This window comes from Zhenhengia sp. (assembly GCF_046966505.1).
Classification (GTDB): domain Bacteria; phylum Bacillota; class Clostridia; order Lachnospirales; family Cellulosilyticaceae; genus Zhenhengia; species Zhenhengia yiwuensis.
In genome coordinates, this window is sequence record NZ_JBKVCH010000006.1 from 1 (window position 1) to 22,938 (window position 22,938).

A 22,938-nucleotide genomic window follows, 5' to 3' on the forward strand; every position below is an offset into this window, starting at 1 on the left:
TAAGGCACAGGATTTTGATTCCTGCATTCGGAGGTTCGAATCCTCCTAGCCCTGTAAAAAATGACTACTTAGGTAGTCGATTTTTTTGCACTCTTGAATTATCAGAAAGTTTATGTTAAACTTAAAAAGTAAATAATATTGGGTTATCGCCAAGCGGTAAGGCACAGGATTCTGACTCCTGCATCCGAAGGTTCGAATCCTTCTAGCCCAGTTTATATAAGAAAGAGAGGTTCTCGTTAGTAGAACCTCTCTTTCTTGTTTTGTTTATTTATCTAAAAAGCCGATCTAAAGAAACCGTCCCCCTTTAAATGACAGTTCTATAAATCGGCTTTTAAAGGTGGTAGAGTGTGATTGTTTGGGATGTAAACTTTAAAGTATGAAGCAATGCTATAAGTGGGGAAGTAAGGCGGGAAAAGCATAAGCTACTATAAGTGAAAGGGATGGCAGTTCCATATATCACGGTAAGGGGCTTAGGCTGGTAACGACTTATTTGGTCTGCGTCTAGTATGGCATCGATACGATGGGGTTACAGTAAAACAATCTTATAAGAATGAGCCTGTATTAGAAAGCTACCACTCTTTCAGTTACAGGTTTTTTTAGAAGAGCTTATATAAATGAGAAGGGGGAACCTTATCATAAACTTTTCTAAGAGTATAAAAAACATAACAGCCTAGGATATGTTTTGTCCTTTACAATTATATATATACGGATGAGAGGCTTAAATGCGTCAAAAATTTTATTGATAATAAGAATTTATACTTAATGCATAAAAACAGAGTTAAGTACTGTATATTTTGAATAGCGATTTGAAATATGGAAATAAAAATACAAAGGAGTACTATATACCTGGTAACAGGCTTACGGTACTCCTTTGTGGAATGATTTATGTTGTGGGTATTCCATAAACAGAAAGATGATTATTTTTATAACGGTTGTCATGAGTAATATCTTCACCGAACCAACTAGGTGGAATGAAATTTGCTGCATCTACAGATGAATCAAACTCTACTTCTACAGTAAGAAGCCCATTAAGGTGGCCTTGGTATACATCTAGTTCAGCAATTAAGTTATGATCTAGTGAGATAAAATAACGTGTTTTTTCCACCGGAGAATTTTCTACTTTTGGCCAGAGTGCATCACATTGTTCTTTTGTGATACTAAGCTCAAATTCTTCTCGTATCATATGGCCTTGAGATTTTAAGCATACACAATAAGTATCGCCCATTTGGCGTACTCTAATGACAGGATCTGTGGAAATATAGCCTTGCACAATTCTTTTGTGAGGATAAATGTTAAGGTCAGGGAGTTCTTTTACTAAAAATTTACGTTCTATTTCCATGACAGCTACCTCCTAGAATAATAATTACTTATATTGTACCATAAATGGGACTAATAAATATAGATTAAAAACTAGCTAGATTTGATTAGAGAATTATAGTATTTTATACCACACATAAAGTTGTACTAATATTAAAAATATGCTAATATAAGGACTAGAAAATGACTTATAGAATTAGGAGAGTGACAGCATGAAAGTTGTAGTGTTCTTTGCAACAGGTTATGAGGAAGTAGAGGCTTTAAGTGTAGTTGATGTTTTAAGAAGAGGCGGCGTAGAAGTTATTATGGCTGGTGTAGACGGCGAAGAAGTAACAAGTGCACGTAATATTACAGTGAAAATGGATCAAAAAGCAGAAGAAGTTAACTATGATGAAGTAGGTATGATAGTATTACCAGGTGGTCTTCCTGGAGTAGATAATTTATTTGCAAGTGAATTTGTAAAATCAAAAGTACTTGAATTTAAAGCGGCTGATAAATGGGTTGCAGCCATCTGTGCTGGACCTAGTGTACTTGGTAAGTTTGGTGTATTAGAGGGTGAAAAAGCAACTTGCTATCCAAACTTTGAACAATTCTTATACGGTGCAACACATGTTGAAGATCGTACTGTAGTAAGTAATAAAATTGTGACAGGTAAAGGTGCAGGTGCATCTTTTGAATTCGCACTTAAACTCTTAGAAGTAATTTCAGGAGAGGAAAAAGCAAATCAAATCAAACAAAGCATGTTAATTATCTAATGCAAATGATAAAAGAGCTGCTATAGCACTAAATATTTAGTGCTATAGTAGCTCTTTTATGTAAAAATTAAAATTTATCTTACCTCGTTATTTACAATAAAAACAGAGGTATAGATGTTGTTAAATACATCCATAACCTCCTGTGAAGATACAGAAGATTTATCAAGTGTATCAAATGCAGCTTGTACTTTATGAATATTGATTTCATAAATATCAGCCAGGATTTCAGGAGTATATTGGTCTACTTGAGCATATTTCCATTGTCTTTGAATGAGTCTACAGATATAACTTGAAGAATGCATAACGATCGTGAAAAAGTCTACGAGAGTAATAGAGGGAATACTATGCTTGGTCATAATACTTAAAACTTCTTGCACGGGCATACCTAGAACAAGGGCAACCTCTACATGGTTATATGGAGCTTCATTTGTTTTAAGGAATAAATCTATTCCTATTAGCTTTGGGGAAATATTTTGCATATAGATCTGTTTAAAGCTAATATCCATAAAGGCTATCCTTTCTAATTTCCATACAAAACATCACATGAGTTGATTATAAAACAATTTAAAGATACATACTATATGTAATACTTGGAACTTGAGTGCTTTCAGTTTATAATGAAGAATAGAAGTAGCTTTTTTGCATCTTTTATGCTATAATTATGGAATGTTAATTTATAATGCAATATTTATGCTTAAACCTAACGAATATTTAATCCAAGGAGGATCACTTTCATGAATACAGAAGTAAAAGCATTAGAAAATAGTATAGTATCTCTTACTGTAGAGGTAGGTGCTGATGTAGTAGCAGCAGCAGTAACAAAAGCTTACAATGAAATGAAAAAAGATTTCAATATGCCAGGTTTCCGTAAAGGCAAAGTGCCTAAAGCTATGATTGAAAAAATGTATGGTCAAGAAGTATTCTTCAACAAAGCTGCAGATATCATCATTGATGAAACTTTAGCAAAAGCTGTAGAAGAAAACAAAATCGATATGGCAGCACGTCTTCGTCAAGGAGATATTGAAGTTACTGAAATGTCAAAAGATGGTATGAAATATATTGCAAATATCACAGTTAAACCAGAAGTTGAACTTGGTGAATATAAAAACCTCCAAGTTGAAGTAGCAGCTGCTGAAGTAAGCGATGAAGAAGTAGATATGGAAATCGCTAAAGAAGCTGAGAAAAATGCTCGTGAAATCACAGTAACAGACCGTGCTGTAGAACCACAAGATAAAACAATCATCGACTTCGAAGGATTCGTTGATGGTGAAGCATTTGAAGGAGGTAAAGGAACAGATTACCCACTTGTAATCGGTTCAAAATCATTCATCGAAGGTTTTGAAGATCAATTAATCGGTAAAAACATTGGTGAAGAAGTAGAAGTAAACGTTACATTCCCAGCTGAATACCATGCAGAAAACTTAGCAGGTAAACCAGCTATGTTCAAAGTAACAGTTAAAGAAATCAAAGTTAAAGAACTTCCAGCAATCAACGATGACTTTGCAGCAGACGTTTCAGAATTTGAAACATTAGCTGATTACAAAGCAGATGTTAAAGCTAAACTTGTTGCTCAAAAAGAAGCTAGCCGTAAAGCTGAAATTGAAAACCAATCAATTGAAAAAGCAGTAGAAAATGCTAAAGTAGAAATTCCAGCTAACATGATTGAAGATCAAGTAGATAGAAGTGTTAAAGAATTCGAAATGCGTATGAAACAACAAGGTCTTGAGCTTGCTCAATACTTCCAATTCACAGGTATGAACATGGATGCATTCCGTGAAAACTTCAAAAAAGATGCGCAGTTCCAATTACGCTCAAGAGCAGTACTTGAAAAAGTAGTAGAAGTTGAAAACATCACTATTACAGACGAAGAATTAACAGCAGAAATCGAAAAACTTGCAGCTCGTTACAACATGGATGCTGAAGAACTTAAAAAATCATTCGGTGGCTATGAAAAAGAAATGTTATCTTCAGATCTTAGAGTACAAAAAGCAGCTGAAATCATTACATCAACAGCTAACGTTGTAACAAAATAATTAATGAATTAATTGGGTAAAATAGAAAAGTTGGGAGGGTGAAACATGAGCTTAGTTCCAGTTGTTGTTGAACAAACCAGTAGAGGAGAACGTTCATACGATATTTATTCACGTTTGTTAAAGGATAGAATTATCATCTTAGCGGATGAGGTTAATAAAGTAACAGCCAATCTCGTAGTTGCACAGCTTCTATTTTTAGAGGCGGAGGACCCAGATAAGGATATTATGCTTTATATTAATAGCCCGGGTGGGGTTATTACAGATGGTATGGCTATCTATGATACAATGCAATATATTAAGTGTGATGTATCAACTATTTGTATGGGTATGGCTGCTAGCATGGGATCTTTCTTACTTGCGGGGGGAGCTAAGGGTAAACGCTTTGCTCTTCCACATGCAGAGATTATGATCCATCAACCATTAGGTGGTGCACAAGGTCAGGCAACTGACATTGCCATTCAAGCAGAACATATCATCAAAATTAAAAATAGAATGAACGAAATGCTTGCCCAAAACACAGGGCAACCTCTTGAAAAAATCAAGAATGATGTAGAAAGAGATTATTTTATGACTGCCGAAGAAGCGAAAGCTTATGGCATCATTGATGAAGTAATCACTAGAAAATAATAGAATAGAGGTGGAGCATGCCAAGTAAATTTGATGATACAAAAGGGCTTAGATGTTCCTTTTGTGGGAAAAATCAAGATCAAGTAAGAAGACTTATTGCAGGCCCACAAGTCTATATTTGTGATGAATGTATTGAACTTTGTTCTGAAATTATAGAAGAAGAGTTTGAAGGCGAAGAAGAGAGTGGTAACAGCTTTGATATGCCGACACCTAAAGAAATTAAAGATCATCTTGACCAATATGTTATTGGCCAAGATGATGCTAAAAAAGCTTTAGCGGTAGCTGTATACAATCACTATAAACGCATCAATGCACCATCTCACAAGGATGACGATGTGGAAATACAAAAAAGTAATATTTTACTTTTAGGGCCAACAGGTTCAGGTAAAACATTCCTTGCACAGACACTTGCAAAAATGCTGAATGTACCTTTTGCTATTGCAGATGCGACTGCACTTACTGAAGCAGGTTATGTAGGGGAAGACGTTGAAAATATTTTATTAAAGCTTATTCAAGCTGCAAACTACGATGTAGAGAAAGCTCAAGTAGGTATTATCTATATCGATGAAATTGATAAAATAGCTAGAAAATCTGAAAATCCATCCATTACACGTGATGTAAGTGGTGAAGGTGTACAACAGGCTCTTCTTAAAATATTAGAGGGAACTGTTGCTTCTGTTCCACCACAAGGTGGTAGAAAACATCCACATCAAGAATTTATCCAAATTGATACAACTAATATTTTATTTATTTGCGGTGGAGCATTCGACGGCATAGATAAAATTATTGAAAATCGTGTTGGACATAAAACAATGGGATTTGGGGCAAGTATTGTGAGCAAAAAAGAAAAGACTGTTGGACAGCTTCTTAAATCTTTAGAGCCACAGGACCTTCTTAAATTTGGTCTTATTCCAGAGTTTATCGGTCGTATTCCATCTATTGTATGCTTAGATAGCTTAGATAAGGAAGCACTTAAGCTTATTTTAAGTAAACCTAAGAATGCATTAGTAAAACAATACCAAAAACTCTTTAGCTATGACCACATTGATCTTGAATTCCAAGAAGAAGCATTAGAAGCAGTTGCAAATCTTGCAATTGAACGTCAAACGGGTGCACGTGGATTACGTGCAATCTTAGAAGATGTTATGCGTAATGTAATGTATGAAGTGCCATCAATGACTTCAGAAGTAAGTAAGGTTATCATTAATAAAGAAACAATCACTGATAAAAAAGATCCAGAGATTGTTTATAAAGATGAAACAAAAAAGAAAAAAAATAAAGCAGATGGTGAATCTGCTTAAGCATAAAAGTATGCAGGGCGTTTAATGTCTTGCATACTTTTTTTGTCTGCTGGCAATAATCTAAAAAATGTTTATTGTAAGGAGGCAACAAAGTGATAGAGGGATTACTAATAGGGGTACAGATATTCTTTTCGTGTGTAATAGGATTGTATTTTTTAATACAACTTCGAAATACAAGGCAGTCTAAAACTAACCTTTTTAACGATTCTCAAGAGAAGTATGAGAAAATGCAAAGAATGAGATATATTAAGCTTACTCAGCCGCTTACAGAGAAAATGAGGCCTAAGAGTGAAGAAGATATTATTGGGCAAGAGGATGGACTTTTAGCACTTAAGACGGCACTATGTAGCCCTAATCCACAGCATATTCTGATTTATGGTAGCCCTGGAGTAGGGAAGACTGCTGCTGCACGTATAGCGCTGGAGATGGCTAAAAAGTGTGAGCTTTCTCCTTTTACCTCCACAAGTAAGTTTGTTGAGATTGATGCCACGACGCTAAGATTTGATGAACGCAGTGTAGCAGACCCACTTATGGGTTCTGTACATGACCCGATTTATCAGGGAGCGGGTGCATATGGTCAGGCTGGTGTACCGCAGCCTAAGCCAGGAGCAGTAACTAAAGCACATGGAGGCGTATTGTTTATTGATGAAATTGGAGAGCTTCATCAGGTGCAGATGAATAAACTTCTTAAGGTTTTAGAAGATCGTAAAGTTTATTTAGAAAGTGCATATTATAGCTCAAGTGATGAGCATACACCACCTTATATACATGATGTTTTTAGAAATGGACTGCCTGCAGATTTTAGGCTTATAGGAGCCACTACACGCTCACGTGAAGAGATACCACCTGCGCTTAGATCAAGGTGTGTAGAAATCTTCTTTAAAGATTTAGATGAAGAAGCTATTATGAAGATTGTAGAGCGTGTTATAGACAGGGAGAAGCTGTCTATCGAATCCGATGCGAAGGAGATGATTCCGGATTATGCAGCTAATGGGCGTGAAGCTGTAAGTATTTTACAAACTGCTTATAATAAGATGCTTTATGATAAACAAAGTAATATTAAGAAAGCAGACATTGAATGGATTGTAAAGTCTGGTAGATACAGCAAAGCACTTCACAAAAAACTAAATACAGGCTATTATATAGGTAAGGTCAATGGACTAGGTGTTATGAGTACATCAGCAGGTATGGTGTTAGAAGTTCAAGCGGTAGCCAAGAAAGTAGCATCAGGTAAGGGGCATATTAATATTACAGGGGTTATTGAAGAAGAAGAACTTACTATGCAGCATAGTAAAGCAAAACGTAAGAGTATGGCTTATAGCTCACTAGAAAATGTACTAACCTTAATGAAAACACAATATCAAATAGACTATGAAGATTATTATATACATGTCAATTTCCCATCAGGTATTCCTGTTGATGGCCCATCAGCAGGTATTGCTATGTTTAGTGCGCTATATTCTGCACTATTTAATGAACCTGTTCCAGGTAATATTGCTATGACAGGAGAGGTTACTATACATGGGGAAGTCTATCCTGTAGGGGGAGTCAGTGAGAAAATTCTTGCTGCTAAGAAGGCGGGAGCTAAGGCGGTTATTATTCCAAAAGAGAATATGCAAGGTACTTTTGCAGAGTTAGGGATAGAGATTATCCCAGCCCAAACTGTTAAAGAAGTGGTAAGTTATCTTTGGGATATACCTATTACGCAGAAAGCTGAAAATATATTGCATGCATAATTCAAATAGGAGTGGCTTTACTTAAGGAGTCTATAAGTAGAGCGCTCCTTATTTATAGAGAGAAAGGACAAAAGTATGACACAAGAGAGAAAACATATACCTTTAATTCCTTTAAGGGGACTTACAGTCTTTCCAAATATGATTATTCATTTTGATGTGGGAAGAGATAAATCATTAAAAGCTATTGAAGCGGCCATGGTAAAAGATGAGTATGTTTTACTGGTGACTCAGAAAAATACAATGCAGGAAAATCCAAACCATGAAGAAATTTATGATATTGGTACTCTTGTAAAGATTAAACAGATTGTTAAACAAAAACCACCTATAATTAAAGTATTGGTGGAGGGGATTAAAAGAGCGAGAGTACTTGAAGTAGCAAATGGGCAGTACCTTGAAGCTTACATAGAGGAAATTGAAGAAAAAGAAGCAGAAGATACACCTGAAACAGAGGCGCTGATGCGTAGCGTAGGAGAGCTTTTTGAACGTTATGCAGGTCTTAATACGAAACTCTCTATGGAAATGGTGTATAGTATTTTAGGAGCAAGTTCACCACTTGAAATTATGGATCTTATTGTAGCAAACATCCCTTTAGAAGTTACACGTAAACAAGAAATTTTAGAGTGTTTAGAGCCTGCTCAGCGTATGTATAAAGTGCTTGAAGTATTAGAGTCTGAAGTAGAGATTTTAGAACTACAAAAAGAGATTCAAGGCAAAGTAAAAGATAATATTGACCAACTTCAAAAAGAATACTACTTAAGAGAACAGCTTAAAGTTATTCAAGAAGAACTGGGGGAAAAGGATGGTGTAAAAGCTGATGTTGAGCAGTACCGTGCTAAAATGGAAGAGCTTGAACTAAGCGAAGAAGTAAAAGATAAGATTGAAAAAGAAATTGGTCGTCTTTTAAAAGTGCCAAGCAGTTCTCCTGAAAGTGGTATGATTAGAAGTTACATTGAAAGTCTTTTAGCATTACCATGGAGTCATGTTACAGAAGAAAATATAGAGCTTGATTATGCAGAAACTGTACTTGAAAGAGATCACTATGGATTAGAAGAAGTTAAAGAGCGTATTTTAGATTTCTTATCTGTAAGAAAGTTTACTGAAGCTATAGGTGCACCTATTTTGTGCTTAGTAGGCCCCCCAGGTGTAGGTAAAACTTCTATTGCACGTTCTATAGCAGAAGCTACAGGTAGAAACTATGTCCGTATATCATTAGGTGGTGTACGAGATGAAGCAGAAATAAGAGGGCACCGTAGAACTTATGTAGGAGCTATGCCAGGGCGTTTTGCAAATGCTCTTAGTGAGGCAGGCTCTAGCAATCCCCTTATGCTCTTAGATGAAGTGGATAAGATGATGAGTGACTTTAGAGGTGACCCTGCTGCAGCTTTATTAGAAGTATTAGATAGTGCTCAAAATCATAGCTTTAGAGACCACTATCTTGAAGTGCCTTTAGATTTAAGTAAGGTACTCTTTGTAGCAACAGCAAATACTTTATCCACTATTCCAAGGCCGCTTCTTGACCGTATGGAAATTATTGAAGTGAATAGTTACACACCAATTGAGAAGATAGAGATTGCTGATCGTTATCTTGTACCAAAAGAAATGAAAAAGCATGGTTTAAATAAGAAAAGTTTTAAAATGTCAAAAGATGCTATTAATTATGTCATTGAGCATTATACAAGAGAAGCTGGTGTTAGAAACTTAGAAAGACAAATTGGTACACTGTGTCGTAAAGCAACACGCGAGATGCTTCGTGAAAACAAAAAGTCTGTGACTATTAACACTAAAAAAGTGCAAAACTATTTAGGAGCAGAAAGAGTAACTTATAAAGAAAAAAATGCGAAGCCTCAAGTGGGAGTTGTACGTGGACTTGCATGGACGGCTGTAGGTGGAGATACACTTTCTATTGAAGTGAATGTAATGGATGGAAAAGGTATTTTTGAACTTACAGGCAATATGGGTAACGTAATGAAAGAGTCTGCTAAAGCGGCTATGAGTTATATCAGATCAAAAGCACCTGCTCTTGGGCTTTCTAAAGATTTTTATAAACAGATAGATATTCACATTCATATTCCAGAAGGTGCAGTACCTAAAGATGGACCATCAGCAGGTATTACAATGGCTACAGCTATTATTTCAGCGCTTACAAATAAAAAAGTACGTAATGATATTGCTATGACAGGTGAGATTACAATTAGAGGAAGGGTACTTGCTATTGGCGGACTAAAAGAGAAGATTCTAGCGGCTAAACGTGCAGGTATTTTTGAAGTAATTGTCCCAAAAGAAAATGAGAAAAATATACAGGAAATTAGCAGCGATGTTTTAGACGATGTTACAGTAATCTATGCTGAGACAATGGATGATGTACTGAAACACGTTTTTGCAGAGCGCTAGGAGGAAAAAATGAACGTAACAAAAGCAGAACTGATTATTACAGCCGGAAATAAAAATCAATTCCCAGAGATGACAATGCCAGAAGTGGCTTTTGCAGGGAAGTCAAATGTTGGTAAGTCTTCACTGATTAATTGTCTTGTAAATCGTAAGGCACTTGCAAGAACAAGTTCACAACCAGGCAAAACCCAAACGATTAATTTTTATGGAGTTCAAGATAGACTTCGATTTGTTGACCTTCCAGGATATGGTTATGCCAAAGTTTCTAAAACTGAGCGTGAAAAATGGGGTAAGCTTATTGAAGGATATCTTACACATAGAGAAACCTTAAATGATGTCATTTTACTTATTGATATTCGCCATGAAGTAGGTAGCAATGATAAGATGATGTATGATTGGGTAGCACATTATTACAATAGAGTTATTGTTGTAGCAACTAAAGCAGATAAGATCAATCGTAGTCAAATTCAAAAGCACATAGCTATGATTAAAAAAGGTCTTAATCTAAGACCACAAGATATGATTATTCCATTCTCAGCTGTTACGAAACAAGGGAAAGAGGAGATTTGGAGTGTACTTGATAAAGTGGTAGAAGACTTTGAACAAGGAGAAGAAATTTAAAATTAAGCTTTAGAGAAACTTATATGGAATAAGCAACAGGGGCGTTTGTGAAAAAGAATTTTTGCAAAGCTCCTGTTTTCTTATATTCTAGGAAAGTGTACATTTCTACAATATAAAGAGGTAAGGGTAGATGTTGAAGTAAGGATTCCTAAATGGTATAATATGGATATAAGGGGGCGGAGTTATGAGAGAGTATTTTAAAACCTATTATTTAAAAAATGGACGGTTAGATCTATCTTTATTAGAAGATCACCAAGAAGAAGTAGTACAAGAAGTGAGACAAGCTAGAATTCCTAAAATTTATATAGACGATAAGATTAGCAGTATATTAGAAGAGATGGGAAACTGTTTTCTAGAAGAGGAAAAAATTTGATAAAAGGGCTTGACTTGAGTAAGAGGATATGATAATATAATTCTTGTCAGATGGATGACACAAGTCAAATAAATGTGATATGCGCGAGTGGCTCAGTTGGTAGAGCATCTCCTTGCCAAGGAGAGGGTCGCGGGTTCGAGTCCCGTCTCGCGCTCTTATTTTCGGGGTGTGGCTCAGTTTGGCTAGAGCGCCTGATTTGGGTTCAGGAGGCCGCAGGTTCGAGTCCTGTCACCCCGATGATACAAAAGTCTAGATTGTAAAATCTAGACTTTTTCTTTTTCTAATGAAATAAAAGCTGCCAAAGAGTTTATTTTTGGCAGCTTTTATTTTGAAATAATTTGTAAGAGTTCACTATAGATTTTATCTGAGTTATTTTTCCAGTTTTCACATAGTTCAATAGCCTGTTTCTTAGAAGCTACATTTATAGATAAATCAATGAGTACAGAATCATGTTCTGTGACTTTACAGTGAACAATATATTCGTGTTCTTTAGATGGAATATACTCTGCAAATACATCACGCTGAGTGCGTAATTGACGCCAATTACTTGCAATAAATGTATCAAGTTCCACACGAATAGAACTTGGAATACGTGTTGCAAAGAATTCTAACGTTTGGAGTCCTTTGTCTGAAATGTCGAAGCAAGAAGCGTTGTTTTCAGTAGACTTGATAATAAGTCCAGAAGCTACGAGCTCATTAAGAGACTGTTGCATGGAAAAATAATCTGTATAGCCTCTTTCTAAAACAATTTGCGTGATTTGGGAAAGTGTAAGAGGCATTTTCACTTCAGATAGAAGATAAAGGACAGTTAATTTATTAATAGTAAAATCATCATTTGTATTAAGCATAGGCCACCTCCTCACGCTTTTTAATATATATTGTATATTAAAGTGAAAAAAAATACAATATGTGTTTATAGACATCCTTGGTAGATATTATTTTCTTTAAGGTATTTATGAATATGATTAAGGACTAATGTCTTACGTGTTGTCCATAAAGGTGCAATAAGATGTTTTTTATCTCCATCTCCTGTAAGGCGATGAATGACAAAATCAGAAGGTAATATTTTTAGGATTTCACCAATAAGTACTACATATTCATCCTCAGTAAGTAGATCAAAAGGTTCTTTTAGATAGAGCTTACCAAGAGGTGCGTTGTCTACAATGTGAAGCATATGCAGTTTGACACCTTGGAGGGGCAGTTTAGCTATATATCTAGCTGTTTCAAGCTGATCTTCTATAGTTTCGCCAGGAAGGCCTATAATCATATGAGCCACTACTTCAATACCTTTGGCATGGAGTTTATGAACGGCCTCATCAAAGCAGGCTAAATCATGACCACGATTAATAAAAGCACTTGTATGTGAGTGAATAGTCTGAAGTCCGAGTTCTATCCATAAATGTGTACGTGTATTAAGCTCTGCAAGATAGTCTATAATTTCATCAGATAAGCAGTCTGGACGAGTTGCAATGGCAATTCCAACAACATTAGGAAAGTTTAAGGCTTCTTCATATTTGGCTTTAAGAACCGATAAAGGTGCATATGTATTGGAATAAGACTGAAAGTAAGCCATATACTTATTCACATTAGGCCATTTATTAGAAAGGAGCGTAATACTATCTTTCATTTGCTCAGTAATAGAAGGGGCCATATGACTTGTGAAATCGCCACTTCCACGACTACTACAAAAAATGCAACCTCCTTTTGCAACTTTGCCATCTCTATTAGGGCATGTAAAGCCACCGTCTAAAGAAAGTTTTATGACTTTACCACCATGACGTTCTTGTAAAAATTCATTTAAGCTATAAAATCTTCTTAGCTTGGACATTAGAAAATCCTTTCTTGGGTTATAATAAAAAACAAGGCTATGCCTTGTTTTTTATTATAACCATTATTTAATATGTGGCAAGGGTCATTTCTTCTTTATGTGATCTAATTTCTTCACAAGTAGCTAGAATAGAATTCCATTGTGAGTCTGTAGTTGTAGTGCGTGCTAGGTTGATAAAATCTTGGCGTAGCTTTGTAGTAAAGTCTTTTTTTATTTCTACAATCTCTTCGTCGTTTTTAGCATGAGACATGGCTGTTAAAAAAGCTGCTGCACGTTCTGAGGATACAAAGGGCAAGTAAGGTTGTAGATAGTCTAATTCATTTTGAAGAGCACTATATTGCTCCTTAAACGGATTGTGCTCTACATTTTCCATATAGTCATATAAAGATTCTAGGTTAAAGAAGCGTATATTCTTTAAAGCGCTATAGTCAAAATTGGCTAAAATGGAGCGAAAGTTTTCAAGGTGTTCGGTCAATTCTTGTTTAGTCAATAGCTTGGCCATAAATAATCCCCCTTAATATAGAAAAAAATATAAAAATAACTTGTGCTGTACACCTTATTATATCCAAAGTTACGAAAAAGGTTCTGGTAAATTTACTTATACTCATTTTGCGATTATAATAAAATGGAAACAAAAATGAACGGAGGGATGAAAATGGCTAAATATGCAGTTTTAATTATTGATGATGAAGAGCATATTTTAGAGCTTATGGAGTATAATCTTTCAACCAACGGCTTTAAAGTATTTACTGCAACTTGTATTAAAGAAGCCGATGAAATTTTAAAAAATGAAAAAATTGATTTAGTGCTGCTAGATATTATGCTACCGGATTTAGATGGTATGAGTGCCTTAAAGAAATACAGGCAAGATGCCCATACTAAAAATATTCCGATTATCATGGTGACGGCAAAAGCAGAAGAAATTGATAAAATCATCGGTCTTGAGTTAGGTGCAGATGACTACATCACCAAGCCTTTTAGTGTAAGAGAAGTCGTAGCAAGAATTAATGCTGTAATTAGAAGAAATGGTAGAGCTGGGCAGTCAGCAGAAGAAGTAGCAGAAGAGTATGCACATAAAGGTCTAAGGCTTGATATAGAAAGTCATAGTGTTTGCTACCAAGAGCAAGTCATTGAGCTGACCTTTAAGGAGTTTGAAATTCTAAAGCTTCTTATGAAAAACAAAGGTCGTGTTATGACAAGGGAAGTACTCTTAGACCGTATATGGGGTTATGAGTATGTAGGTGAAACACGTACAGTAGATGTACATATTAGGTACTTAAGGTCAAAGCTCAGTCAATATGGCTTAGAGGAATGCATTGAGACAGTACGTGGTGTAGGCTACCGTTTTGAGAAGGAGTAAACCATGAGAAAGACCATTATGGGACCTGCATTAGTTGTTTTATGGGGGATGGCTATAGCTTATATGAGCATGGGATATATGATGCTTGAAAAATTAGCTGTTCATAATAAGGCAAGTCAGACTGTTATTACTCAGCTTGAGATTGATATGATTTATAAAAGTACAGGTATTGCTCTCATTGCTACTTTTATTCTTTATATCTTTATAGGTAAGACAACTCGTGCTATTACAGAACCTATTAAAAAGCTTACAGAAGAAGCTAAGGCTTTTGCAAGAGGAGAATACATTCATAATGTAAAAAATTATGAAGTGGAAGAAGTGCAAACTTTAGCACAAGCGTTTGATGATATGGGTGAAAAGCTTTACCGAACGATTAGAAAGCTACAATATCAGAAAACAAAAGCAGAAACAATACTAAATGATTTAGATGAAGCCATCATCATTTTAGATGAGGAAGGCTACATTACGGAGGTTAATGCCAGTGTACAAGGCATTTTAAAAGTTGAAGATATTAAACGTTACCATATTGGTACTGTATTAAGAGATACTAAAATACGTCAGATGATAGAGGTTGCCTTGAAACAGAAACAGTATAACTCCTGTGAAATTTTAAGAGATGAAAAGATTTTACACTTTCGTATAGCTCCGATTAGTAAAGGTGATAAGCATTATGGCTTTATTATTTCAGTAAGAGATATTACACAGACAAGACAGCTTGAAGAACTACGTTATCAATTTGTAAGTAATGTAACCCATGAACTTAAGACACCGCTTACAAGTATACAAGGCTTTGTAGAGACGTTAAAAGATGGTGCTATTGATAATAGAGATATAGCCCTTAGGTTTTTAGATATTATAGATATTGAAGCTAAAAGACTTTATCGCTTAATACAGGATATTTTATTGCTCTCGGAAATTGAAAATATGGAAAATAATTATGGCATGCGTATAGAACTTACACCTATTGTAGAAGAGGTGATCGCAATACTTCAGCAAGAGGCAGATAAGAAACAAATAGAAATTATTTTTAATCATACACATGATATTGTGTTTGAGCATGCCAGTGCAGATTATATGAAACAGGTTATGATGAATATGCTTAGTAATGCTCTCAAATATACAGATACAGGTACTGTAACTATTACTACAGAGTGTAGAAATGATGAGTACGTGATCTCTATTCAAGATACAGGAATAGGCATGCCTAAAGAAAGCTTAGGGCGTATTTTTGAAAGGTTTTATAGGGTAGATAAGAGCCGGTCTAGAAAAAGTGGAGGAACAGGCTTAGGGTTATCTATCGTAAAGCATATTGTAGAACTTTACAAAGGGACTATAAAGGTAGAAAGTACAGAGCATGTAGGGACAACCTTTACCATTACCTTTAAAAAGAATTAGAAATATAAAAAGCTGTAGTCAAAGAAACTTTTGACTACAGCTTTTTATATTAAATTCTTTAAGGCATTTATTCTACTGCCTTGAAGTTTTCGCCGCCTTTTGGTGGGCGTGGTCCAAAGTATTGATAGAACTGAACTGGGATACGTCCATTGAAGAGTTTACGTTTTTTGTTAGCTTTCTTGCCGAAGTCACGTTCAAATTCAGGAGCTGAAGTCACAGAGTAGAAAGACCAAGTTTCGTTGCTATCAATAAGGGTACGTAAATCTTTATGAAGACGAGGAAGTTCTTTTGTATCACTAATACGCTCTCCGTATGGTGGATTACAGATGACAACGCCATAATCCCCATGAGGAAGAGAAGTTTTATGAATTGGTTTAGCAAAGAACTGAATATACTCGCCTACCCCAGCTGCTTCTGCATTCTCACGTGCTGATAAAATAGCATTACGATTAATATCAGAAGCATAAATGATAGGGCTTCCTTTTTGATCTATCTGTTCGCGTGCTTCCTCACGAAGCTCTTGCCAAAGTTTACGAGGCACTTGAGGCCATGCACAAGAAGCGAATGAGCGGTTAAGTCCTGGAGCGATATTTTTAGCCATCATAGCAGCTTCAATAGCAAAGGTACCACTACCACAGCATGGATCATAAAGGATACGGCCTTTTTGCCAGTAGCTAATTTGTAAAAGTGCAGCAGCAAGTGTTTCTTTAATAGGTGCTTCTACATTACTTACACGGTAGCCACGTTTATGAAGGCCCTCACTACCTGTTGTATCAATAGTAAGTGTAGCAATATCTTTAAGAAGAGAAACTTGTACAGTATAGGCTGGACCAGTTTCTTCGAACCATTCAATGCCATACACTTTTTGAAGGCGTGTAACGATGGCTTTTTTTACAATAGCCTGACAGTCAGAAATACTGAATAAAGCAGACTTAACAGATTTACCGTTTACAGTGAATTTAGCATCTTTTGTAATCCATTCTTCCCATGGAAGAGCAGCAACTTCATTAAAGAGTGTTTCAAAAGTTTTAGCTTCAAATTCACCCATTTTAAGGAGTACACGATCGGCACTGCGTAGCCATAAGTTAGAAAGAACGATGGCTTCAATATCTCCTGTATAAGTGATTTTGCCATCAGCAACTTCATTTATTTCATAGCCAAGTTCTTCAACTTCATGTCTAACGACAGATTCAATGCCAAAAGTTGAAGTGGCAATAAGGTCAAAAGTTTTCATAAAAATCTCCTTTTATAGGTTTTTAACATAGGTATTGTACTATAAGTTATAAGAATTGTATAGGAGAAGAGCGCTATGCAAATGGAAAAGCGTAGCTATTTATAAGCTACGCTTTTATTTAGACAAGCATATTGCGAATAAGGTCTTCAAAGGTTTCGCGTTTGCGAATGAGCCTAATAGCACCTGTAGACTCAATAAGTACTTCGGCGCAACGTGGACGTTGGTTATAAGAAGAAGACATGCAAAAACCATATGCACCTGAATCCATTATACCTATTAAATCGCCTATATGTGGTGTAGGAAGCACGCGATCTTTAGCAAGAATATCACCACTTTCACAAATATTACCTACTACAGTAAATGGTGTAAGTGTATGAGAAGGAAGTGAGTCTTGGCTGTAAAGTTCGATATCATGATGGGAGCCGTACATAATAGGGCGCTGAAGAACGTTGAACCCAATATCTGTACCCATATAATGTATACCACCGTTAGATTTTAGACTTGTAACAGTACCTAGAACGATACCACTCTCACAAGGAATGTAGCGCCCAGGTTCAATTTGAAATTGAATTTTTTTGCCATAATCAGCGGCAAAAGAATGAAGGACTTCATCGAGTTTCGTACCAAGTGCTTGCATGTCAAGTCTTGCTTCGCCCTCTTGCTTATGATAAGGAATACCAAAACCACCACCTAAGTCAATAAATTCAAGGCTATCAAATTGTTTTGCAAATTCTAAAATGAAGCTTGTACTTTGAATATAAGGTTCAGCATTCATAAATAAAGAGCCAATGTGTTGATTAATACCAATAAGAGTTAAGTTATATTTTTCTAGGAGTAGATTAACTTTATCAATATCCTCTGGATTAACACCGAATTTAGTCTTTTTACCTGCTGTTACAACTTTTTCATGATGGCCTGCACCAATACCTGGATTGAAACGGATTGCTACTTTGCCACCAGGATTAAGTGTACCGTACATTTCAAGTTGAGAAAGTGAATCCACACTTGTTAAAATACCTCTTTCTATAGCATAACGCATGTCACAAGGTGTAGCATTGTTTGGAATATAAAAGAGTTCTTCAGGTGTAAATCCGCTTTCAAGTGCAAGGTAAATTTCTCCTGGACTCATAACATCAGCATGAAGGCCTTCTTCGTGTACAATTTTAAGTAAGTGGATGTTGGTATTAGACTTAATAGAGTAATGAGGAACAAAGTTCTCATACGTAACTAAATTTTTGATTTCTCTGCAGCGTGTACGTAAAATCTCTTCATTATAGACATAAAGAGGTGAGCCGTATTCCGTTATTAAGTCGAATGGGTCATTTCCTTTGAAAAAAGATGTGTTTTCTGTATAAATTCCGTGTAATGTGTACATAGTACCCCTCCTATTGATTCATAAGCCTGATCATTTCTAATTCTGTAATTAAGGATTCGCGCATAAGGCGTACAAGTGATTGATTACTTGTAAAAAGGCACTGAGATGCTTCATTTGTTAAATCCCCTGTAATCACACAAGCAGTATCCACAATCATATGAAAGCCTATTGGAGCTTTGCTTCTTGTGTGAATAAATGCCTCCCCTATTATTAAATGTGAATCGGAGATAATGGTGACTTTTTTTGTTGTACTAATATCAGATAAAATGTCTTTAAATGTTTCAAGAATCTCAGATGTGCTTAAAATATAAAGATGAGATTTGCAGCTTAAAAGCGTATTTCTAATTTTATTTACAACATTATCATAGCCTTTAATTGTAATATAAGGATCTGAGTTTTTATAGCTTTCTGGATAATGAGTATTTAAAGTTTGATAAACTTCGTCAAAATCCCTCTTAGCAGATAAAAGTAGATCTTCCTTAGAAACTGCAATATATTTGTTAGGTTCTTCGTCTAATAGATAGCATTTTCCTTTATCTTGCAAACTGTACAGCGAGGCATAGACATTAGAACGAGATATGCCACATAACTTGGCTACTTCATAGCCCGTAAGGGCACCGTGTTTGCAAAGAGTTGTATAAAGTGTTGCTTCGATAGGGGTTAAACCTAGTTTTATAAGTGCTTCTTCAAAATGCATGGTATCACCTTTAGTAGTTTTGTTTAGAACTACTATAAAATAAAGTTTTAGAAAAGTCAATAATGTTTATGGTATAATAGAATTTTGAAAGAGAAGAGGTGTGCAAATGGATTTATTTGATTATATAAACGAAAGTAAAAAAAATATAGATTCTCCTCTAGCATCACGCATGAGGCCTACAAAGCTTGAAGATATCGCGGGACAAGAGCATATTTTATCACCAGGGAAACTGCTTTATCGTGCTATTAAGGCAGACAAGCTTCAATCTTTAATTTTTTATGGGCCTCCAGGAACAGGGAAGACAACTATTGCTAAAGTTATTGCCAATACCACTAAGGCAAGCTTTACTGTGCTTAATGCCACAACAAGTGGTAAGCAAGATATTACAGATGCAGTGAAAGAGGCTAAAATTCATCAAGCTATGACGGGAAACAAAACTATTATTTTTGTAGACGAGATTCATAGATTTAATAAAGCTCAGCAAGATGCACTCCTTCCTTATACAGAAGATGGCACCATTATTTTAATTGGGGCAACTACAGAAAATCCTTATTTTGAAGTGAATAGGGCTCTTATCTCTAGGTCGCTTATTTTTGAACTTAGACCCTTAGATGAAAAGGCTATAAGGAAGATTATAAAAGATGCAGTAGAAAGTAAGGAAAGAGGTTTAGGCGCCTATCAGTGCAAGGTAACTGAGGAAGCATTAGACTTTATCGCTTTAAGAAGCGGAGGAGATGCAAGAAGTGCATTAAATGCTATAGAGTTAGCAGCTATGACCACTGAAAGATCTGAAGATGGACTTATTCATATAGATGTATCTGTTATGGAAGAGTGTATGCAAAAGCGTATGCTGAATTATGATAAAAAAGGGGATAACCATTATGATGTCATCTCGGCTTTTATTAAAAGTATGAGGGGGAGCGACAAAGATGCAACCCTACACTACTTAGCGCGTATGATAGAAGCAGGAGAGGATCCTAAATTTATTGCACGTCGTATTACGATTTGTGCAAGTGAAGATGTAGGAAATGCAGATCCTATGGCTTTAATTGTAGCAACCAATGCTATGCTAGCGGCTGAACGTATTGGGATGCCTGAATCACGTATAATTTTAGCGCAAGCCGCAGTATATGTGGCTTGCGCTCCAAAGAGTAATGCTTGTTATTTAGGGATTGATGCGGCGATTAATGATGTAAGACATAAGGATATTGGAATGGTACCCCTTCATCTTAAAGATGCTCATTATAGTGGAGCTAAAGATTTAGGAAGAGGCATAGAGTATCGTTATCCTCATGATTATCCGCATCATTATGTACAACAGGATTACTTGCCAGAGGCACTTCGTGGAACAGTGTATTGCCATCTTACAGAAGAAGGCTATGAACATAAGCAGAAAGTAAGGTTAACAGAACGAGGTGTTTCTATATAAACTGTTTAACATCCTCTTTGGTAATAGATTTAAAGAGGAATAAGAATACAAGATAGAAGACGCCTAGGGCAAATATTGCAATAAGTGTAGCTGCTCTTAAAGAGAATATATTCATTAAATAGTGTGTATGGATATATTTCATAATAATGGAGCCAGATACAGCTGCAAAGGTAGGCTTAATGATCCAGCTTAGAATATCTACAGATAAATTAATATGTCTAAGTGCATGCCACATATGGTAGCAGGTTACAAGACTAGACTGTATCAGCATAGCAATGACAAAGCCGACTATACCAAATTTAGGAACGAGTATGACAATAAGCATAATACAGATGACAGAGGCAATACTATTTCCTTTAAAGGTTAATTTTTGAAGACCTAGACCATTCAACATGCCCGTTAGAATATCTCTTAGATAAACAAAAGGACATATAATGGCTAAGTATCTAAGCAGTTGTCCGACTTCACTACGTCCGTAGCATGCTATGGCAATCTCGTTACCAAGTGTCATAAAGAGTGCACAGGCGCCTATACCAATAACAGCAGAATATTGAATAGACTTACTTACTGTTTTATGAAGGACACGCGTATTTTTCATAGCAACAGACTCTGAAATAGAAGGGACTAAAGCAGTAGAAATAGCCATTGTAACCATAGAAGGAAAAAAGAGTAGAGGCAGGGCCATACCACTGAACATACCATACATGCCAAGGGCATCACTAGAAGACATACCATATTTTTGAAGCTCAATAGGAATTAAGATATTTTCAAGTGAGCTTAAAGCAGAAGTTAGAAATCGATTAGCTGTAATAGGGAGAGAAATAGTAATGAGTGTACCAAGCATGCTGTGGTAAGAGATGGTGGCTTTAGTACGTGGTAAATGATGCTTTTTAATCTGAAGCATGATAAAAGTAAATAAAGCTGAACAAAATTCACCCGCACATAAGCCTAATGCACCCAGTGCACAGGCATATTCAATACCTTTTGGAATAAATAGGCTGGAAAATAGGAAGATAATAGTCATACGTGCAATTTGCTCAATAACTTGGGCAAGGCCAGAGACTGCCATTTCTTGCCTACCTTGGAAGTAGCCGCGGATACAGCAAGCAGTAGCCATAAAAGGAACACAGACACATAAATACTTGAGGGCAAGTTCAGTGCGAGGTTCTTTGATATAGCTGTTCGCTACCCATGGAGCCATAATAAAAATAAAAATAGACATAATAGAAGCAAGTCCAACAGAAATAATGAGGGCAGACTTTAGCGTGCGTATGCCATCAGCATGTTTGCCTCTTGCTGTATGCTCAGCAACCTTTTTTGAGACAGCAAGAGAAATTCCGGCAGAAGAAATAGACCAAATCAACATGTAAATAGGAAAAACGAGTTGATAGAGACCAACACCCTCGGCGCCCATAATATTGGACATATAAATTCTAAAAATAAAACCAAGGATTTTGGTCACAAAGCTTGTTAAAGTGAGAACAATGGTTCCAGTAATCAGTGCTTTTTTACCCATGAAATGCCTCCTCTATATAAAATACATAACTAGTACAATTTATGAGACAAGTATGTAAAATATGAAAGTAACAATTTTAAGTTGAGTCCAATTGCACAAATAGGGTATAATAAATAGGATGAGTTTAGGCAAAAGGATGGTGAAGCCGATGGAAATGAACAATTGGAAAAAGATTTTAACACCATATACACAAGCTGTAGAAGAGCTCAAAATCAAATTTAAAGGCATGAGAAATGAGTACATTAATTTAGATGAATATTCTCCAATTGAATTTGTAACAGGCCGTGTTAAAAAGATTTCAAGTATACTAGAAAAAGCGAAGAAGAAGAGTATTCCACTTGACCAAGTTGAAGAGAAAATGGAAGATATTGCGGGAATCCGCATTATGTGCCAGTTTGTAGAAGATATTTATAAAGTAAGAGAAATCATTCGTTCTAGACATGATATGTATGTGGTAGAAGAGAGAGATTATATTAATAATTTAAAACCAAGTGGTTATAGAAGTTATCATATTATTATAAAATATCCTGTCCAGACCGCTCAGGGTGAAAAGCTTGTATTTGCAGAAATTCAGATTCGTACATTAGCTATGAACTTCTGGGCAACTATTGAGCACTCTCTTAGATACAAATATAAGCAAAATATGCCAGAACATATACAAGAACGTCTTAATAAAGCAGCAGAAGCAGCTCACCTTTTAGACCAAGAAATGGCTGAAATTCGCGAAGAAGTGCTGAAGTCACAGCAAGGTTTTCAAGCGGAATCTAATGTGGTTGCAGATATTTTTGGAAATGTGCAAGCGCTTGCTAAAACAAATGAACAAGAAGAGATGAATGACATTTATGAAATGTTTTGGAGCCTTTGGGAAGAAGGGAATGTGGATAAACTTAACCAGTTTAATAAAGAGCTTGAAGATAAGATTCGTCAAGTTTATCAAATGTAGGGGGAGACAA

The 22,938-nt window shown here is 35.9% G+C and carries 21 protein-coding genes and 3 tRNA genes; 15 read left to right on the forward strand and 9 right to left on the reverse strand.

What is annotated here, in order from left to right; genetic code table 11:
• Positions 1-139: 139 nt before the first annotated feature.
• Positions 140-211, forward strand: a tRNA-Gln gene (locus ACLTBU_RS08255).
• Between the two features lie 672 nt (positions 212-883).
• Here the strand turns inward: ACLTBU_RS08255 and ACLTBU_RS08260 are convergent.
• Complete coding sequence (locus tag ACLTBU_RS08260) at positions 884-1,339, reverse strand: CYTH domain-containing protein (RefSeq protein ID WP_412218519.1); 456 nt, start codon at positions 1,337-1,339, stop codon at positions 884-886.
• A gap of 190 nt (positions 1,340-1,529) precedes the next feature.
• On the opposite strand from ACLTBU_RS08260, the gene ACLTBU_RS08265 reads away from it, so the two are divergent.
• Positions 1,530-2,072 carry a DJ-1 family glyoxalase III gene (locus ACLTBU_RS08265; protein WP_177671539.1) on the forward strand — a complete coding sequence of 181 codons (543 nt, stop codon included), beginning with the start codon at positions 1,530-1,532 and terminating at the stop codon, positions 2,070-2,072.
• 74 nt (positions 2,073-2,146) lie between these two features.
• Here the strand turns inward: ACLTBU_RS08265 and ACLTBU_RS08270 are convergent, their stop codons facing one another.
• Positions 2,147-2,578, reverse strand: a complete 432-nt coding sequence (locus ACLTBU_RS08270) for a hypothetical protein (protein WP_177671538.1) — start codon at positions 2,576-2,578, stop codon at positions 2,147-2,149.
• Between the two features lie 228 nt (positions 2,579-2,806).
• On the opposite strand from ACLTBU_RS08270, the gene tig reads away from it, so the two are divergent.
• From tig to ACLTBU_RS08315, 9 genes are all read left to right on the forward strand, one after another.
• Positions 2,807-4,105, forward strand: a complete 1,299-nt coding sequence (gene tig / locus ACLTBU_RS08275; RefSeq protein ID WP_177671537.1) for a trigger factor — start codon at positions 2,807-2,809, stop codon at positions 4,103-4,105.
• Between the two features lie 45 nt (positions 4,106-4,150).
• Complete coding sequence (gene clpP, locus ACLTBU_RS08280; RefSeq protein WP_177671536.1) at positions 4,151-4,732, forward strand: ATP-dependent Clp endopeptidase proteolytic subunit ClpP; 582 nt, start codon at positions 4,151-4,153, stop codon at positions 4,730-4,732.
• A gap of 17 nt (positions 4,733-4,749) precedes the next feature.
• A complete protein-coding gene (gene clpX / locus ACLTBU_RS08285) occupies positions 4,750-6,033 on the forward strand; it encodes an ATP-dependent Clp protease ATP-binding subunit ClpX (RefSeq protein ID WP_177671535.1) in 1,284 nt (427 codons plus the stop codon).
• Between the two features lie 92 nt (positions 6,034-6,125).
• On the forward strand, positions 6,126-7,769 hold the full coding sequence (gene lonB, locus ACLTBU_RS08290) for an ATP-dependent protease LonB (RefSeq protein WP_177671534.1): 1,644 nt from the start codon (positions 6,126-6,128) through the stop codon (positions 7,767-7,769).
• 75 nt (positions 7,770-7,844) lie between these two features.
• On the forward strand, positions 7,845-10,160 hold the full coding sequence (lon, locus tag ACLTBU_RS08295) for an endopeptidase La (protein WP_412218522.1): 2,316 nt from the start codon (positions 7,845-7,847) through the stop codon (positions 10,158-10,160).
• Between the two features lie 9 nt (positions 10,161-10,169).
• Positions 10,170-10,778, forward strand: coding sequence for a ribosome biogenesis GTP-binding protein YihA/YsxC (yihA, locus tag ACLTBU_RS08300; RefSeq protein WP_412218523.1), 609 nt, complete (start codon positions 10,170-10,172; stop codon positions 10,776-10,778).
• A gap of 184 nt (positions 10,779-10,962) precedes the next feature.
• Positions 10,963-11,151 carry a hypothetical protein gene (locus ACLTBU_RS08305; protein WP_177671531.1) on the forward strand — a complete coding sequence of 63 codons (189 nt, stop codon included), beginning with the start codon at positions 10,963-10,965 and terminating at the stop codon, positions 11,149-11,151.
• 81 nt (positions 11,152-11,232) lie between these two features.
• Positions 11,233-11,305, forward strand: a tRNA-Gly gene (locus ACLTBU_RS08310).
• 8 nt (positions 11,306-11,313) lie between these two features.
• Positions 11,314-11,388 (forward strand) — tRNA-Pro (locus tag ACLTBU_RS08315).
• Between the two features lie 86 nt (positions 11,389-11,474).
• On the opposite strand, the gene ACLTBU_RS08320 is transcribed toward ACLTBU_RS08315, so the two are convergent.
• From ACLTBU_RS08320 to ACLTBU_RS08330, 3 genes are all read right to left on the reverse strand, one after another.
• On the reverse strand, positions 11,475-11,999 hold the full coding sequence (locus tag ACLTBU_RS08320) for a DUF4364 family protein (protein WP_177671530.1): 525 nt from the start codon (positions 11,997-11,999) through the stop codon (positions 11,475-11,477).
• Positions 12,000-12,064: 65 nt separating this feature from the next.
• A complete protein-coding gene (locus tag ACLTBU_RS08325) occupies positions 12,065-12,979 on the reverse strand; it encodes a TIGR01212 family radical SAM protein (protein WP_412218524.1) in 915 nt (304 codons plus the stop codon).
• 67 nt (positions 12,980-13,046) lie between these two features.
• Complete coding sequence (locus tag ACLTBU_RS08330) at positions 13,047-13,481, reverse strand: hypothetical protein (protein WP_177671528.1); 435 nt, start codon at positions 13,479-13,481, stop codon at positions 13,047-13,049.
• Between the two features lie 153 nt (positions 13,482-13,634).
• On the opposite strand from ACLTBU_RS08330, the gene ACLTBU_RS08335 reads away from it, so the two are divergent.
• Both ACLTBU_RS08335 and ACLTBU_RS08340 read left to right on the forward strand, forming a co-directional pair.
• Positions 13,635-14,339, forward strand: coding sequence for a winged helix-turn-helix domain-containing protein (locus ACLTBU_RS08335; protein ID WP_177671527.1), 705 nt, complete (start codon positions 13,635-13,637; stop codon positions 14,337-14,339).
• A 3-nt stretch (positions 14,340-14,342) separates the two neighbouring features.
• Positions 14,343-15,734, forward strand: coding sequence for an ATP-binding protein (locus tag ACLTBU_RS08340; protein WP_177671526.1), 1,392 nt, complete (start codon positions 14,343-14,345; stop codon positions 15,732-15,734).
• Between the two features lie 67 nt (positions 15,735-15,801).
• On the opposite strand, the gene ACLTBU_RS08345 is transcribed toward ACLTBU_RS08340, so the two are convergent.
• From ACLTBU_RS08345 to ACLTBU_RS08355, 3 genes are all read right to left on the reverse strand, one after another.
• Positions 15,802-16,968 carry a THUMP domain-containing class I SAM-dependent RNA methyltransferase gene (locus ACLTBU_RS08345; RefSeq protein ID WP_177671525.1) on the reverse strand — a complete coding sequence of 389 codons (1,167 nt, stop codon included), beginning with the start codon at positions 16,966-16,968 and terminating at the stop codon, positions 15,802-15,804.
• Between the two features lie 118 nt (positions 16,969-17,086).
• Entirely contained in the window at positions 17,087-18,343 is a 1,257-nt protein-coding gene (lysA, locus tag ACLTBU_RS08350; RefSeq protein ID WP_177671524.1) for a diaminopimelate decarboxylase, read from the reverse strand.
• A gap of 10 nt (positions 18,344-18,353) precedes the next feature.
• A complete protein-coding gene (locus tag ACLTBU_RS08355) occupies positions 18,354-19,040 on the reverse strand; it encodes a TrmB family transcriptional regulator (protein ID WP_177671523.1) in 687 nt (228 codons plus the stop codon).
• Positions 19,041-19,146: 106 nt separating this feature from the next.
• Here ACLTBU_RS08355 and ACLTBU_RS08360 point away from each other — a divergent pair, with 106 nt between their 5' ends.
• Complete coding sequence (locus ACLTBU_RS08360) at positions 19,147-20,469, forward strand: replication-associated recombination protein A (protein ID WP_177671522.1); 1,323 nt, start codon at positions 19,147-19,149, stop codon at positions 20,467-20,469.
• Here the strand turns inward: ACLTBU_RS08360 and spoVB are convergent.
• Complete coding sequence (spoVB, locus tag ACLTBU_RS08365) at positions 20,462-21,985, reverse strand: stage V sporulation protein B (protein ID WP_177671521.1); 1,524 nt, start codon at positions 21,983-21,985, stop codon at positions 20,462-20,464. The genes ACLTBU_RS08360 and spoVB overlap by 8 nt on opposite strands.
• A 148-nt stretch (positions 21,986-22,133) precedes the next feature.
• On the opposite strand from spoVB, the gene ACLTBU_RS08370 reads away from it, so the two are divergent.
• A complete protein-coding gene (locus ACLTBU_RS08370; protein ID WP_177671520.1) occupies positions 22,134-22,928 on the forward strand; it encodes a GTP pyrophosphokinase family protein in 795 nt (264 codons plus the stop codon).
• The last annotated feature ends 10 nt before the right edge of the window (positions 22,929-22,938 follow it).